At 39.0% G+C, this 16,115-nt stretch carries 12 protein-coding genes and 1 pseudogene; 4 read left to right on the forward strand and 9 right to left on the reverse strand.

The window, feature by feature from the left end; all coding sequences use genetic code 11:
• Window positions 1-159: 159 nt before the first annotated feature.
• From BI291_RS18620 to gorA, 5 genes and pseudogenes are all read right to left on the reverse strand, one after another.
• Window positions 160-729: pseudogene (locus BI291_RS18620) on the reverse strand (transposase); the annotation flags it as partial.
• A gap of 325 nt (window positions 730-1,054) precedes the next feature.
• Complete coding sequence (locus BI291_RS14865) at window positions 1,055-1,744, reverse strand: hypothetical protein (protein WP_074499559.1); 690 nt, start codon at window positions 1,742-1,744, stop codon at window positions 1,055-1,057.
• A 102-nt stretch (window positions 1,745-1,846) separates the two neighbouring features.
• Window positions 1,847-3,024, reverse strand: a protein-coding gene (locus BI291_RS14870) for an IS3 family transposase (RefSeq protein ID WP_139302631.1) whose coding sequence is annotated in 2 segments (ribosomal slippage) — window positions 1,847-2,766 and window positions 2,766-3,024 — 1,179 coding nt in all. Because the reading frame shifts where the segments join, the coding sequence is not laid out codon by codon here.
• 65 nt (window positions 3,025-3,089) lie between these two features.
• Entirely contained in the window at window positions 3,090-3,473 is a 384-nt protein-coding gene (locus BI291_RS18510) for a hypothetical protein (protein ID WP_217693840.1), read from the reverse strand.
• 414 nt (window positions 3,474-3,887) lie between these two features.
• Window positions 3,888-5,240, reverse strand: a complete 1,353-nt coding sequence (gene gorA, locus BI291_RS14885; protein ID WP_074499562.1) for a glutathione-disulfide reductase — start codon at window positions 5,238-5,240, stop codon at window positions 3,888-3,890.
• A gap of 162 nt (window positions 5,241-5,402) precedes the next feature.
• On the opposite strand from gorA, the gene prlC reads away from it, so the two are divergent.
• The 4 genes from prlC to BI291_RS14905 all read left to right on the forward strand — a co-directional run bounded on the left by prlC (window position 5,403) and on the right by BI291_RS14905 (window position 11,088).
• The gene (gene prlC / locus BI291_RS14890) at window positions 5,403-7,451 is read left to right on the forward strand and encodes an oligopeptidase A (RefSeq protein WP_074499563.1); all 2,049 of its coding nucleotides are present in this window, start codon (window positions 5,403-5,405) and stop codon (window positions 7,449-7,451) included.
• 12 nt (window positions 7,452-7,463) lie between these two features.
• Complete coding sequence (locus BI291_RS14895) at window positions 7,464-8,150, forward strand: DNA-3-methyladenine glycosylase I (RefSeq protein ID WP_074499564.1); 687 nt, start codon at window positions 7,464-7,466, stop codon at window positions 8,148-8,150.
• A gap of 11 nt (window positions 8,151-8,161) precedes the next feature.
• Window positions 8,162-8,956, forward strand: coding sequence for a class I SAM-dependent methyltransferase (locus BI291_RS14900; RefSeq protein ID WP_074499565.1), 795 nt, complete (start codon window positions 8,162-8,164; stop codon window positions 8,954-8,956).
• Between the two features lie 170 nt (window positions 8,957-9,126).
• Window positions 9,127-11,088 (forward strand): methyl-accepting chemotaxis protein, encoded by a 1,962-nt coding sequence (locus tag BI291_RS14905; RefSeq protein ID WP_074499566.1) that lies wholly within the window; start codon window positions 9,127-9,129, stop codon window positions 11,086-11,088.
• Window positions 11,089-11,100: 12 nt separating this feature from the next.
• Here the strand turns inward: BI291_RS14905 and BI291_RS14910 are convergent, their stop codons facing one another.
• The 4 genes from BI291_RS14910 to BI291_RS14925 form a co-directional block, all read right to left on the reverse strand.
• Window positions 11,101-12,372: a GGDEF domain-containing protein gene (locus BI291_RS14910; RefSeq protein WP_074499567.1), complete on the reverse strand. Its 1,272-nt coding sequence runs from the start codon at window positions 12,370-12,372 to the stop codon at window positions 11,101-11,103.
• Window positions 12,373-12,382: 10 nt separating this feature from the next.
• The gene (locus BI291_RS14915) at window positions 12,383-13,402 is read right to left on the reverse strand and encodes an ABC transporter substrate-binding protein (protein ID WP_139302632.1); all 1,020 of its coding nucleotides are present in this window, start codon (window positions 13,400-13,402) and stop codon (window positions 12,383-12,385) included.
• A gap of 90 nt (window positions 13,403-13,492) precedes the next feature.
• Window positions 13,493-14,191 carry an exonuclease domain-containing protein gene (locus BI291_RS14920; protein ID WP_074499569.1) on the reverse strand — a complete coding sequence of 233 codons (699 nt, stop codon included), beginning with the start codon at window positions 14,189-14,191 and terminating at the stop codon, window positions 13,493-13,495.
• A gap of 4 nt (window positions 14,192-14,195) precedes the next feature.
• Window positions 14,196-16,049: a putative nucleotidyltransferase substrate binding domain-containing protein gene (locus tag BI291_RS14925; protein ID WP_074499570.1), complete on the reverse strand. Its 1,854-nt coding sequence runs from the start codon at window positions 16,047-16,049 to the stop codon at window positions 14,196-14,198.
• Window positions 16,050-16,115 lie beyond the last annotated feature (66 nt).

The following is a 16,115-nucleotide window of genomic DNA, read 5'->3' on the forward strand; positions in this document are numbered from 1 at the left end:
CACATGAGAGTCTGGGTAACCTGCCGCCGGCAGTTTACCGAGAAAAACTGGAAAATTCTAATTTAGAACTGTGTCATTAATGGGGAAGTGGACAGCAGTTTACCGAGAAAAACTGGAAAATTCTAATTTAGAACTGTGTCATTAATGGGGAAGTGGACACCAGCCAACGATACGGCGTGAATGTAAGTCCATAACAATAGCTAGATACATCCAACCTTCGCCAGTTCTTAAATACGTCACATCTCTAACCCACACTTGATTGGAAGTAACAGGATTAAAGTTCTGATTCAATAGGTTATCAGCAACCGCATCACTGAGTTTACGCTTGGTTGTTACTTTATATGCAACGCGCTGAGTAACAATCAAACCAAGTTTGGCCATCAACTTCTGAACGCCATAATCACTGACGTTAAAGCCCTCTCTGCTTAATGGTTTTAAACCTTACTTGTTTTCCTTTAGCAGGAGGACGCTGGCCTTTTTTAATATCTCTTTTTCCATCCTTAGCTCTTTATTTTCCTTGCGTAGTCTTAATAGCTCAGCTCGTTCATCCGCATTTAAACTGGCACCAGGACGTTCGGCTTCAAACTTAGCTTTCCAGTTATAAAGTAGTTTATCTGTGATACCTAAAGACGCTGCTGCCTTAGGGACTGAATAACCTTGGTCGGTTACTAATGCTACAGCTTCTTGTTTAAATTCAGCCGTGTAACTTCTGTTTGTTCTTTTTGTCATTTAACACCTCAATAATTTGATTATATTCCATTATTAAAGTGTCCTGTTTGATTAAAGCAGATCAATGATATAGTGGGTTTACCTATTTACTCTCTTTTTTAACCTTGTTGATGATTATTATGGCTAAGAATAAAAAACTGAATGAAACAATATACCCGTAATGTTCAAATGGCCACTTTGAATGATCCAATAAACTTGAAATTGTATAAAAGGTAAAACAGAGTGCAACTATGTTTACATATTTATTAGAAATTAATACTAATATCAATAACGATGGTATTGATACTAGTATTGGAAAAAATAGATCTAAATTCACTTTTACATCCTATGAAAAGTAACAAGTTTTATATTGTACTATATAAGGTGTACCTGTGCCTGTATTAGTTGAAAATGTATTACACACCAATGTTAAATCTCCTGAATCTCCGTCGACATATTCATCATCTTCATAACCTCCACCTCCACTACCTCCACTTGATTCTACAGTAATCACGCCTCCAGTTATTGTTACTTGATCACCAAGTTTTAAATCAGAGTCCATTAACGATGTTATTAGGTCTGCTAGTACCCATCCTACTCCCGTACTAATTAATATGTTGATTTTGTTTGAAATAGCATTTTTTGTGAGAGCCGTAGCTAACTCTGCATACCGACTTACAGGAATAGCTAAGAGAAGTGAATATATGAAATTCATTTTTTTCTGAGCACTATCATTAGCATCAAAATATGCTTGAGTTACTGTAAATGTCATTACACTATTTTCCATAACATTTACAAGATCTCTAACAGCATCAGACTGATTCCATTCTTCACATGTAAAATCAGGATCCCAGTCGCATGATAGGCTCCCATCTGGGTCATAGGGCGCCATACGAGAACTAATTTCTGGTATAGATGCCTTATGCTCTCGAAGAAAACTTACAACGTTTGTGGAGTACACTATCTTTTTATTCTTTTGAACTGAAATTGTTTGAGTGCCACGGGCAAAATGCCTTCTGGAAACAAAATATTTCATAACTTCCTCTTCAGGATTACATTTTTAGAACAAAGGATTACAACATCTTTGTTTAATAATTCTGTATCTGCAATAGCATTACTGGGAGCTAGAATGTAGTGGTCAACTAAAACTGGCCACCTTGTTATAAGTTTTCCAATATTTGTGTTCGGCCTCTAATGGCGATAACCCACCGTTATTCTGGTGGGGGCGATGACGGTTATAATAACCAACAATATATTGGTGAATGGCGTTTATTGCATGAGTGGTATTTTCATAACCTCTACGTGGCATCCACTCTGTTTTAAAGCTTCTAAAAAAACGCTCCATTGGTGCATTGTCCCAACAATTCCCGCGTCTACTCAAGCTTTGTTGGATGCCATATCGCCAAAGCTGTTGACGAAAACTACGACTTGTATAATGACAGCCTTGGTCGCTGTGGAACAATACTTTCTTAGGCTTGCCTCGACTTTCAAAGGCCATGCGTAAAGCTTTTTTCGTTAACTCGCTATCAGGACTATTTGAGCTTGCCCATCCGACGACTTTACGTGCATACAAATCTAAAACCACAGCTAAATAAAGCCATTTTTTACCTGTCCAAACATAGTTGACATCACTACACCAAACTTTATTGGGTGCATTAACATTAAACGCTCGATTCAACTTGTTTGGGATACTTACATGTTCTGTTTCTGCTTTAGCATATTTATGTGAAGGCAATTGACGGCTCACTAAACCATGCTCTTTCATCAATTTGTTCACCAGCCAACGGCTCGCTTTAAAACCTGAATTACTCAACAATGTCACTAAGCTACGCTCTCCTGCAGAGCCATTGCTAAGCCCAAACCACCGCTTTAATTCTGCTACCGATCGTATGCGCGGTGCAGATTGCTTTTTGGGATGAGCACACCAGTAGCGATAACTACTGCGGTGAACAGAAAACACTTGGCAAAGGCGTTTCACTGACCAGCTCTCTTGAAGTCGATGGACTAGCGAAAACCTTTTAGAGAGTCCTGCATCAAGAGAGCTGAAGCCTTTTTTAATATTGAATTATCTTCTTCGAGTCGTTTAATTTGACGCTCTAATTCTCGTATTCTCAGCTGCTCAGGCGTAAGTGGTGTTACGTTAGATAAATTGCCATTGCGCTCATGTTTCAATTGGCGAGCCCATTTATCAACAGTTGATTTACCCAATCCCATCGTGTCAGCAACTTCTCTTACTGAGCGGTTCTCATCAACCACCTGCATTGCAACTTCTAACCGAAATTCGGGTGAATAAGTTGGTCTAGTTCTTTTTGTCATATTAATACCTAATCAGTTGCGGTGATTCTATCACCTCTAATTAGATGGCCAAATTTATTGTGCCACTACAGATTTGGCTTTTCTATTGAAGCAACTGGAAATGTGCATGCCTCTTCAACCCTTAAACCCGCTTGAAGCTGCAGCAGTTGATGAATGATGAACTCATCAGAGTATTTGGTTAAGCAGGTAGCAAACTGAGCCAGTTCTTCTTTGGATAAAGGGTTTAGACTTTGATTTTCATTTTTAATTGGTTTTCTGATTCTCAGGTCTGTAGAGCGAACAACAAACTTAGGGTTATTGTGGTTCATCATCCCTGTGTTTGCGATGTGAACTAATTGGTAATTAAATGGCTTATTGTCTTCTGTAAAAGTTATAAAACGCTCGTGAGCAGCCCACTCATAAAATTTGATAATTTGAAGCATATATAACGATGCTGTTGAATATGCCATCTCTCCTTCTTTTGCCGACTTTAGTAAATCATCGTTTCTGAATCTATAAGTGGGCTTGAGGTAGTCAGTCGGAGGAAAAGCATTCCACTCACACCCTGTACTTTCAAGAAAGAGCCAGTATCTTTTTATCGCTCTAACACAGCAAGAAATATCAGATACTCTTCGAATATTTTGAAGATAATTAAGCCATAGATTAACGGGAAGAATATACTCGTTTTCTTTTGAATAAAATGTAGGAAAACCTTTTAGTAAAAAAGGCTTTAAGACTTTTGACGTAGGATATATACGGGGAACATAGAAGTTTTTGAGTGAATAACGGAAACCATACTAACCCCTTAGAGAAATGAACTCTATTGAGGTTAGTATTTTTTCCAGACTTTACAAATCTACAGAGTAGGTTTTCCAGACCTCGATCTAAAGAGTAACAAACTCTTCTGCTGATGTTGGGTGGATAGCTACGGTATTATCAAAATCAGCTTTTGTGGCGCCCATTTTCATTGCTACAGCAAAACCTTGTAAAAGTTCATCACTACCAAATCCAATAGAGTGAATACCCACTATCTTTTCTTCTTTACCTACGCAGATAAGTTTCATTTTTGTTGGATCACGGTAATCGTCGGTAATGGCTTGGTAAAGCGCAGTAAATTGTGAACGATAGACTTTTACTTGGCTTTCTCCGTATTCGTCAATTGCTTCTTGTTCACTTAAACCGACAGTTCCGATGACTGGATGGCTAAAGACCACAGTGGCAACATTGCTATAATCTAAATGCTCAGTTGGTTTATTGTTAAATAAACGCTCACATAATCGACGGCCTGCTGCAACAGCAACAGGCGTTAACTGTACTCTGCCTGTGTTGTCACCTACGGCATAAATGCCTTCAACTTGAGTATTTTGATACTTATCGGTAGGAATAAAGCCTTTTTTGTCTAATTCGATACCGGTTGCTTCAATGTTAATGTTATCGGTTGCAGGTTCGCGACCGATTGCCCAAATAACGGTTTCAACAGGACCAACTGTTTTGCCGTTTTCTAGGTGAATGGTTAAGGTTCCGTCAGAGTGTTTCTCAATGGACGTTGGTGTACTGTGATTGTGCAATGTTGGGCCGTGCTTGGCCATTTGTTCCACTAAGGTGTCAGACAACATGTCGTCAAAATCTCGAAGCGGTTTTGCTTTTCTGACGACTAAATGTGTGTCGCTTCCCAGTGCGTGTAATACTCCGGCTAATTCAACGGCAATATAACCTGCACCAATTACGGCGACAGACTTTGGCTGTTGTGTTAAAGCAAAAAAGCCATCGGAATCAATGCCGTGTTCAGCGCCGGGAATCTTTGGAATACTTGGGCGGCCACCAGTGGCAATGACAATATGGTCAGCCGTGATTTTTTCACCGTTCACTTCGATAGTATTTTTATTGACAAACTTGGCAAAGCCATCAATTAGCGTAACACCGTTAGCTTCAAAACCACGACCATATGCAGCGTGTATACGCTTGATATAAGTTTCACGATTGGCGACTAATCGTGACCAGTCAAAATTATCTGCAGAAAGATTAAAGCCGTAATCATGGCTGTAATGAATGGCATCGGCAATTTGCCCTGCATACCACATGGCTTTTTTAGGTACACAACCAACGTTTACACAGGTGCCACCCACTTGTTTTGCTTCAATAACAGCGGCTTTTTTGCCAAGCTTTGCTGCGCGATTTGCTGATGCGATACCGCCGCTGCCTGCGCCAATGGCTAGAAAGTCAAAGTGTTGAGTCATCTGTTTTTGCTCCTGATCTGTGTGCAGATAATAGGTTTAAGACCTTAAATATGCGGATAATCATTCATCCTTTCAAGCAATGTTTACTAAGATACTTGAATTAATACAGTTTAGCCTTTACATCTACTATCATAATAGCATCACCAATAAGCTGACATTACTATGAGTAATCCATTATTAGAAAACACTTCGTTACCGCAATTCTCTAAAATTCTTCCAGAGCATGTAAAACCCGCAGTAGAAAAGGCCATTGCTGATTGTAAAAAAACCATTGAACAGGTGATAAAGAATAACGACAGTTATACTTGGGATAACTTAGTTGAGCCCATTAATGATGTTGATGACATTTTAGGTAAGCTATGGTCACCGGTTTCACATATGAATTCGGTCGTCAATAGTGAAGAACTTCGTGATGCTTACGAATCGTGTTTACCCTTATTATCTGAATACGGTACCTTTGTTGGCCAGCATCAAGGCTTATTTGAAGCTTATCAAAACCTTGCAACGAGTGATGAATATCAAACACTTGATACCGCACAACGCAAAGTCATTGATAATGCCTTGCGAGACTTTACCCTATCGGGTATTGCGTTACCTTCTGAGCAGAAAAAGCGCTATGGTGAAATTGTCACGCGTTTATCGGAACTGGGCTCAACCTTTAGTAATAACTTACTTGATGCAACGCATGCTTATACCGTTAATATTACCGATGAATCGGAACTTGATGGTTTGCCTGATTCCGCTAAAGACGCTGCCGCTGCTCAGGCGAAGGCTCAGGAAAAAGAAGGATGGCTGTTTACTTTAGATATTCCAAGTTACTTACCGGTAATGATGTATTGTGACAATCGAGAGTTGCGTGAAAAACTTTATCGCGGCTTTGTAACACGTGCCTCAGATCAAGGGCCGAATGCAGGTGAATATGATAATAGCGATATAATGAATGAAATTTTGGCATTACGTCATGAATTGGCGAAATTACTTGGTTTTGACAACTTTGCTGAAAAATCGTTAGCCACCAAAATGGCGAACTCAACAAACGAAGTGTTGGGCTTTTTGGAAGACTTAGCTAAAAAATCGAAAAGCCAAGGTATTGAAGATCTTGAGCAAGTTAAAGAGTTTGCCCAAAAACACTATGATGTTAATGAGTTAGCACCATGGGATTTAACCTATTACAGTGAAAAATTAAAACAAAGTCGCTTTGCTATTTCTGATGAAGAGCTTCGACCGTATTTTCCTGAACATAAGGTTGTATCAGGGTTATTCGAAGTAGTTAATCGTTTATTTGGTATTAAAATCACCGAGAAAACAGGTATTGATACTTGGCATGAAGACGTAAAGTTTTATGACATTCATGATGCCAATCAACATTATCGTGGAAGTTTTTATCTTGATTTATATGCAAGAGCGAAAAAACGAGGTGGTGCATGGATGGACGATTGTGTTGGCCGTAGAAAATTAACTTCAGGCGAGGTGCAATACCCCGTTGCGTACTTAACGTGTAATTTCAATGGCCCAATAGGAGAGAAACCCGCATTATTTACCCATGATGAAGTGGTGACTTTATTTCATGAGTTTGGTCATGGCATACATCATATGTTAACGCAAATAGACGCTTGCGGTGTATCCGGCATAGATGGTGTGCCATGGGATGCTGTTGAATTACCCAGTCAATTTTTAGAAAATTGGTGCTGGCAGCCAGAAGCATTGGCTTTTATTTCAGGTCATTATGAAACGGGCGAGTCATTGCCAGAAGACATGCTTGATAAAATGTTGGCGGCGAAAAACTATCAATCGGCGATGCAAATGTTGCGTCAATTGGAATTTAGTTTGTTTGACTTTCTTATGCACAGCAATTACAAATCTGATACCGAAAATGATCAGTACATTCAACAAGTGCTTAATGAAGTTAGAGATAGATATTCAGTAGTGCCAGCGGCTGACTTTAATCGCTTTCAGCATGGTTTTGGGCATATTTTTGGTGGTGGTTATGCTGCAGGCTATTACAGCTATAAATGGGCTGAAGTATTATCCGCGGATGCTTTTTCAAGGTTCGAAGAAGAAGGGGTGTTTAATTCCGCAGTAGGCAAAGATTTTCTGAACCACATTCTAGAAAAAGGCGGTTCACAAGAGCCAAGTGAGCTGTTCAAAGCTTTTAGAGGCCGAGAGCCAAATATTGACGCACTACTGCGCCATAGTGGTATTGCTGCTTAATAGGCTGATGACATGACATTAGAAACAGTTGACGAGATTTATCAACGTGCAGCAGAACGCAAAGGCGGTGACGCTAAGCTCAATGTGCTATTAGCTGCGCAAAAACAAGGGATTGATGAACTTACTGATGATCGTATTTTGTCTGAAATGACTAAAAAGATTTTTCAGTCAGGGTTTGTTTGGCGTGTGGTTGAAAAAAAATGGCCTGACTTTGAAGAGGCGTTTTTTAACTTTGATATTGAAAAAATATTGATGATGCCAGAAGAGATGTTAGAGCAAAAAGCAAGTGATCCTAAAATCATCCGTAACTTTAATAAAGTGAAAACCATCAAAGCTAATGCTCAAATGATGTTTGAAGAGCGGCAGAATGGTCATAGCTTTGCTGAGTTCATCGCAAGATGGCCAACTGCTGATATTATTGGCTTGTGGGCATATTTAAAAAAGAATGGACAACGATTAGGGGGGAACACTGGTCCGTATGCATTGCGTATGTTGGGTAAAGATACGTTTTTGTTGAGTCGAGATGTCGAAGGTTATTTTCGAGCTCATGACTTGATCTCCGGTGGTCTTCACACCAAATCAACGTTGAAGACTATTCAACAGAGCTTTAACCATTGGCACCAAGAATCTGGTATGTCGCTGTCACAATTAAGTCGATTGGTGGCGTTTTCTACTGGCGATAACCAGTTAATTTCGTGAGTATAACTTTTATGCAACACATTGCTGTTGGTTATGTCGATTCAGTGGATGCCGATAAAGCTAAAGCAATCGCTGCCAAATGGGGTTTTGATTATATTGGCGACGTTGCGTCGGCAGTAAACTTTCCTTCGCTTATATTTTTGTTACAAGTCAATATTCAGCGTTTAGAGCTGATCAAACTCGATGAACCAAAGCTTGGTGCCATTGCGGTTGATTTTGTCTCAGGCGCTACGGCACATCGCCGTAAATTTGGTGGTGGCCGTGGGCAAGACATTGCAAAAGCAGTCGGTTTAAAGCATGGCTTTACCCCATGCGTGTTAGATGCAACCGCAGGTTTAGGCCGAGACGCTTTTGTATTAGCCACACTAGGCTGCGAAGTAAAAATGATCGAGCGTAACCCTGTGGTTGCTGCATTACTTGACGATGGCTTACAGCGTGCGGCTTTGAGTGTTGATGTGAATGACATTACTGATCGTATGTCACTAATGTTTGCTTCATCTATTGATAATATGACACACGAAAGTGATATTGATGTGGTTTATTTAGATCCAATGTATCCTCATAGGGAAAAGTCTGCCGCGGTTAAAAAAGAAATGCGCGTGTTTCAATCATTGGTAGGTGAAGACGTAGATAGCGATTCCTTGCTAGCGCCAGCGCTTGATATCGCGCAATATCGTGTTGTTGTGAAGCGTCCTAGCTATGCTGAAAACTTAGCCTCAAAAAAGCCATCTACCAGTATTAAAATGAAGAAAAACCGTTTTGATGTTTATGTAAATCGCGCTATTCCAAAGGCTGAAATTAATTAAATCAATTGTAATTTGTTTTGTTTGCCAGCGTTATCATAAAGCTGTCATATTAATGTGACGGAATGAATCTATAATGACCTTTTGACATAAAAGTGTCATGTTTATGTAACCTAATCGTCATAATACTTAACGAGAATGCCTACTCACTTATTATAGTTGTAGGTAATGTTGTGCGCGTCTCTACTTTTTCCCGTTCTTCCGTCATTGCAATCAGTGCTTTTGCTGTTATTTTTCTTGCGACGATGTATCAAGTGAGTGAATCACTGTCACAAAGTAGAAAGCAATATGATCAGTACCAGCAGTTAAAATCATTAATTACGGTTAATTTTAGTCGTACGGTTAGACGGTATTTAGAGTCTGGAGATGCTAGTCAATTGACCGAAGCTGAAGCTATTCTTGATGATATTATTATCAACGCTGAGCAGTTGTCGTTATCTCAGCTTGCTGCTGGCATTACAACTAAGGCAAGGGGTCTTAAAAAAGAAATCGCAACTAAATATCGTGCAATGGGCAAATTAAGTGGAGACCCTCTTGCTCTATTGCGCAATGGCGAACGAGGTATTTCAGCGATTAATCAGCAGCTAGCTGGTTATGTAGAACAAACTGAAGTACTAGATGCCGCGAACAAGCAAGCTTATTTACAATTAACCAATCGTTTAGCGACTGCTTTATTTGATTTAGTGGACAGTAGAGAAAACATGTTTGCTCAACAGAAAGCCAACAGTGATTCATTATCGTTTCCACTTCAAGCACTCAAAGATTTAGTTGATCAACTTTCGACAAAGCCATTATTAGAAATTTACAGTGATGATAGCGGTGATGAAGATGACTTTTTTGCCGATGAGGATGATAAAGAAGATATGAGCGAAGATGCATTGTCTGAGCTAACATCTTTGATCAGGCGTTATCATATTGAATTGAGCAATACGTTAGATAATGAACAGCAACGCCAAGAAGGTTTGAAGTTGCTGAGTAATCAAGTTGATGACCTTGAAAATATTATTATAAATGGCGAAGCTGAAATTACGCAGGCGCAAAAGCAGGTGAATCAACAGTTGTCTTATATTGTTATTGGACTGCTATCATTTCTAATCCTTTTTTTAGCAGCTAATTATTGGTTAACGCGGAGCGTAGTGTTAAATCCGCTACGTAAACTTCGCGATAGCTTTGTGACGCTGGTAAACGAAGGCCGTGTTGACAACATAACGGGTATACCTTTAAAAACGGAGCTTGGTGAAATTTCACATAGCTTTAATCAAATGGTGTCAAAACTTGCTCAAGAAGATAAACAAAAAGCACAGCAATTAAATTTAGTGTCGACAGCAATGAAAACCATGGAAAACCAAGCGGGTAATATTTTAGAATCCTCTGCGAGTACCGATCAGCATTTAACCGATGTAGTGCAGGTTATGGATGCCTTATCACGTGTGACTGATAACGTTAATACGTTGTCACAACAAGTTGTAGATAATGCAAAAACGACAGAACAAGCGATGAATGATAGCCAAGCCAAAGTGCATGAAGTCTTGACTGCAAGTGAGCAAACTAATCAAGCTGCAAGTGCAGGTAAGGAAGCTATTCTATCTCTGTCGCAATCGGTAGAAAGTGTGGGTTCAATTGTTGATGTGATCAGTTCAATCGCTGATCAAACCAATTTACTGGCATTAAATGCTGCAATTGAAGCCGCACGTGCGGGTGAACATGGTAGAGGCTTTTCGGTAGTTGCTGATGAAGTACGTCAGTTAGCGGGTAAAACGCAAGAGTCACTTAACCAAGTTAGTAAACGTTTAGAGCAGTTAAACCAGGCAAGTTCGACCTTAGAAAATAACATTTACGGTATTGAAAATGCGTCTCACCAACAAAAAGATATCGCGGCGCTATTAAAAGAAAATGCTGAAAATGTGGTTGAGCAAGCAATCACTTCAGCGAATGTAGCGGAAGATGCATTGGCTCAAATTAATCAACAACGAAGTCACTTTGTTGAATTTGAACAAGCGATGGAAAGTGTGCAAAATGAAGTAATGCATTCTCGAACACTTGCAGACAAAATTGTGAAAGATGTTAATGGTCAAGTAAATGACATCAATCAAACATTGCGTATTGTGATGAATAGCGAGCAAGAGTTAAGTTAGTGAGTAATACGTTTAAGCGGCAAACACTTCGATACGATCTCGGCCATTATGCTTTGCACGATACATGGCTTGATCTGCATCATTGACCAGTTGTTCGAAGTCTTTATGGTTTGAAGTTAACGAACAGATACCAATACTCAGTGTGACAAAAACTTCTTGCCCTTTAAACACTAATGGTTGAATAGCAAGCTGTTGTTGAATTCGCTTTGCCGTTTCAATACCCCCGCTGTTATCGCAATTTGGCAGGATAACAATAAATTCTTCTCCGCCATATCGCCCTAGAAAATCTACGTCTCGAATTTCTGATTGGCAAACATGGCATAGATGTTTAAGTAATTCATCACCGCAAAAGTGACCGTATTCATCGTTGACTTTTTTAAAGAAATCACAATCAAAAAGCATAACGGTTAGTGCTAAAGAAGCGCGCTTACTGCGAGAATATTCTAATGCCCCGCGCTCATAAATAGCACGCCGATTTGCCACTTTTGTGAGCGGATCGGTTCGGGTCATCTCTTCCAATACTTCGGTTCTTTTTGCAATAATTTGTTGCATGGCATCAATGGAAATACTGTTTTCTTGCAGTTTTTTATTCATTTCTTGAAAGTGCTGTACGATACTCTCAAACTCTTCAGAAGGGTAAGTTAACTCAATTTTTTGAAAGTCATCGGTAGCATTATGTGTTATGGCGCTGTCTACTTCCGTAAGGGATGTTTTTAGAATGCGCCGAAGTTTTATCGCGGTAAATGTTAATGTACTTAATGATAATAACAGTACAATTGCTATGAGCATGAACTTATGTTCAACGGTGTCGCGAATATTTTCTTGAACATCTGCTGACAAATTAACGGCATCTGCTCGAATAGATTCAAGCTGGGTTAATAATCTTGCGTTAAAATGGTTCTGCAGAATTTTGTTAGCATTATTAAACTGCTCTTGTGTTTGTTTTTCGAATAATGCTTTGAGATTTAGGTTCCGGCTTTGAATGCTGTTCAATATAACTTGTTGTTTCGCGGTCATTTCTGGCGCTGTGCTGAGTATTTTTTCTAATTGATTATGGTAATTTAGCCACTCGTCAATATCGTTATTTTTAACAAATAATTGCTTACTTAAAATGACTTGCTTAAAGATATCTGTATGACTTTCAATACGTTGAGCAAAGGCTTCTCTTTGGGCTGCTAAAGTAATGCTTTGATAAGCAAAAAATACGCTAAAGATAATAAGAAAAAAGACAAAACAACACCCTATGGCGAAATATGAAACACGTTGTATTAATGCTGTTGTCATGTGTTACCTGTTAAAAATAAATGTTAACTAACTGAGGGTTTATTTGTGACAACGCTCTTACATCAATATAACTTTTATACTGGTTATGAGCGGTCAAAGGTTCCGTGTCTTTGGATGATAATAAGTGTTGCTCAAATGCCCACATTGCTTGCGCCTCAATACTTAATAATAACGAATTGTCTAAGCCAACTTTGAAAATATAATCGCGCCATACCCAATCGATAAAAGCTTGTTCAACGTTTAGTTTATTTTTAACAATTGCTTTGGCTTTTTTAGGTTGAATGGCGATAAACTCTGTAGCTTTAATTAACCCGGCTAATAAACAGCGTGTAGTTGTAATATCTTCTGCTTGCCTATTAGTAGAAATAAGATTAAAGCTTAACGAATTTAAGTTTTTTGTTTGATGTAATTTAATATCTTCGCCCATGATTTGGATTGTTTGAAAGGCATAGGGCTCCCAAGAAACAATAGCATCAACTTGTTCGGCTAACATTGCGCTGTGCAGGTCGTCAGGTAAATAATTCTTTACCATGATATCTTCAAGTGTTAACCCTTCTAGTGCGAGCAAAGCCGTGAGAAAGTATTCGCCTGCCGTTCCTAACGTAACACCGACTTTTTTACCTGCTAAGTGTTTAATATCTCGGATATATGCCGCTTTATTACTGAGTAGCTTAATGTCGTTATCTGATTGTACAAACATAGCATGAGTAACTAATGGTGTGTGGTGTAAACTTTGATAGGCAATAACAGAATCGGATGAGGTGGCATACTCAACGTGCCCTGATGATACTAGATCAAAAGCACGCTTCCCACCCACAACATCTACAAAGTTAACGGAATTACACTGTTTATCAAAGGCGTCGATAGCCTTAGCAACATAAAATGGTGCTGATAGTGGTGTTAGGGAAACAGCGACGTTTACGGAGTGTTGTTGAGTGACATTGTTATTATCTATGTACTTCAATAGCAGTATAAATACACATCCTAGTGCTGCAATTACCATAACGGCTGTACGCCAACGATGCTTCAAATCCTTGTCTCATATTGGTGCTTTCACGTAAGTATAGCTGATCTATTTTGTTAAACAGCGTTATTACAAATATTTTAAAATATGTATAAGCTAGCTCAATACATCTTTAAGTGTAGCGTGAGCATAATGATGTTGGCTTTCAGCTAAAAATAGTTCTGCTGTGGCTATGGCATCACTTAGGGCATTGTGTGCTTGATAGTGAGGTAAATGGTAGTGTTTTCGTAGCGCACTTAATCTGAGTTCTGATGGGTCGTATGCTACATCGCGTTTATCTAAGCGCCTTTTGGCTAATAATAATGTATCTATAATTGGCAAAGGAGGAGCCATACCATAAAGCGCCAGGCAGGCTTGTTGTAAAAATTGTTTTTCGATGCGAGCATAGTGTACTAACAGTGGTTTGCCAGCAATGGTACTTAACAGTTGCTCAATGACCTGTGCTAAAGGCTTCCCCTGTTGTTGTTGTTGATCGGTTATTTGATGGATCACTACATTGTCAGCGACTAATTCACGCTGCGTGTTGATAATTTGGTGGTAACTGCTACCGAGCAAAATTTGTTGTTGATTGATTTCTACATGTCCAACACTTAATAGTTTGTCTTTTACTGCATTAAGGCCTGTGGTTTCAAAATCAAGCGCAATTACGTTGAGCGCATTTACAGGTGTATCTAGTGCAGGAAATGGAACTGAAAGGTAGTCTTTTAATGGGCCAGCGGGTGCCGATAAAAAGGCTTTTTTCCGTGCTATCTCTAAACCAAAATACCAATTGAATAAAAACTGATGACGCCACATGAGATTAATAACTCGATTGTCTAGCGTCTTGCAATGTTTTAATCACTTTAAAAGCGTCTTTTAAATGCTCTCGCTCTAATTTTGAGATATCTTTTGGCGCTAAAAAATTGTCAGCTTGACAGTTAGCTGCCAGCTTTTTAGCTTGATGCTCCATTCGTAATAATGACAAAAATTCAAAAGCGTCGATTAAATTCGCTGCAGAAGATTTCGTTAAGGCAGGTGTGCCAGCCGTTTGTTTAAGGCGTTCAATGGTATTGGTTGCCGTAATACCTTGGCTTAATGCGTAAATTCGCGCCAAATCAACAATTGGAGCGATACCATTGTGTTTTAAATCTAGTACGCGTTTGTTTTCTCCGTCTTTTATTAATACAAAGTCCCTAAAAAATCCTAATGGTGGTCTATTTAACAGTGCATTTTTTGATAAATGCGCGAGAAAAAGTGTGCTTTTTTTCGTTTTAGTTAACAGCTGTGTTCTTACCTCGTTTAATAATTCTTCATTGCCGTGAACCGTGGTTAAATCGAAAAAAACACTACTATTTAGTAGCGCTTGAGGGCTAGGAGTATTCACCCAATTATTGAAATATTCATGCCAAACTTTTTGAGTTTGACGCCATTGCTGATTGGTCGCCATAATGTCGCCTGGGCAATAAATAAAGCCACAAGTAGCTAGTCCATCAGAAACAAACGTGGCTAAAGCTAAAAACCACTGGTCGTGTTCTGGTTTCATGTCATTACTGATAATTAATGCATTGTCTTGATCGGAATGGGCAAATTGCTCTTCTCGAGCTTGTGAACCTGCTGCTAACCAAGCAAAGCTGACAGGAGCTTTACCTAGTTGCTGCTCAGCCAACTCTATTAACCTTATAGTAAAAGCTGATGTGATCGCGCTGATGCTTTTTCCTACATGATCTGCTGTGGTGCCTAGCTTGGCCATTTTAATTTGTAGCTTAGGTAACAATTTACTAATTTGTGTTAATTCTTCTAATGAACTTGCTTTACGAATAAGGTGAGTTAAGTTAACGGCATTTTGACTTTCATGGTTCATTAAGTCTGTAATAGTCACCATGGCTACGAGTTTATGATGTTGTAAAACGGGTAAATGATGAATGCGTTTAGCCGTCATCAACATAAGCGCATCATAAGCGCGACTTCCTTCATTAATCGTCAACATGTTTTTGGTCATTACTTCACTAACAGGCAATGAAAAATTTAACCCTTTAGCAATACATCGTTGTCGTAAATCTTTATCGGTCACTATACCAACTGGCACGCGATCAGTATCGTTGGAAGTAACAACCAAACATGAAAAACCTAACGTAGTCATTTCAATTGCCGCTTGTTGAATTGATGTGTTTTCCGTAATAGTGGCTACCGGGCTGTGGTAAAACTGGCTGATATCAGTGTTCATTAACGATGATGATAAAATAGCATCCTCATTGAGTTGTGACATCTTACTCTTTAATCTTTGTGCCGAGCTATCTTGAAAAAAATTAATCACCGCAGGGTATTGGCGAATAATTTCTTGCAATGTTTGATATTGAATACAGTACGCAAGCGTATCTTCTTCGGTTTTTACTGTTATGTCTTTGCTATTTTTTGTTTGGCAAAAAGCAGTGCATATATCACCTTCACCATATTTTCCAGTTAATTCATTATTTTTATCGAAATACGCAAGAGCACCTTTGCGAATAATGAACAGTGAATTTTGCTCACACTGGCTTGGTGGAAGTGTTTGCTTCTGTTTGATGTAACAAATTCGAATAGCGCTTATTAATGATTGAATTTTGTTTAATGGTAGTTGATCAAAAGGAGGAATGGCTTGAATAAAGTCACGAACTTCGGCTATTTCATTATCCATGATTGTTCCCTATATAAAATCATCATGTGAAATCTTAGTCTGTTGTAGTGCATTTTTAGGTGTTTG

This window comes from Thalassotalea sp. PP2-459, from assembly GCF_001913705.1.
Lineage (GTDB): Bacteria > Pseudomonadota > Gammaproteobacteria > Enterobacterales > Alteromonadaceae > Thalassotalea_C > Thalassotalea_C hakodatensis.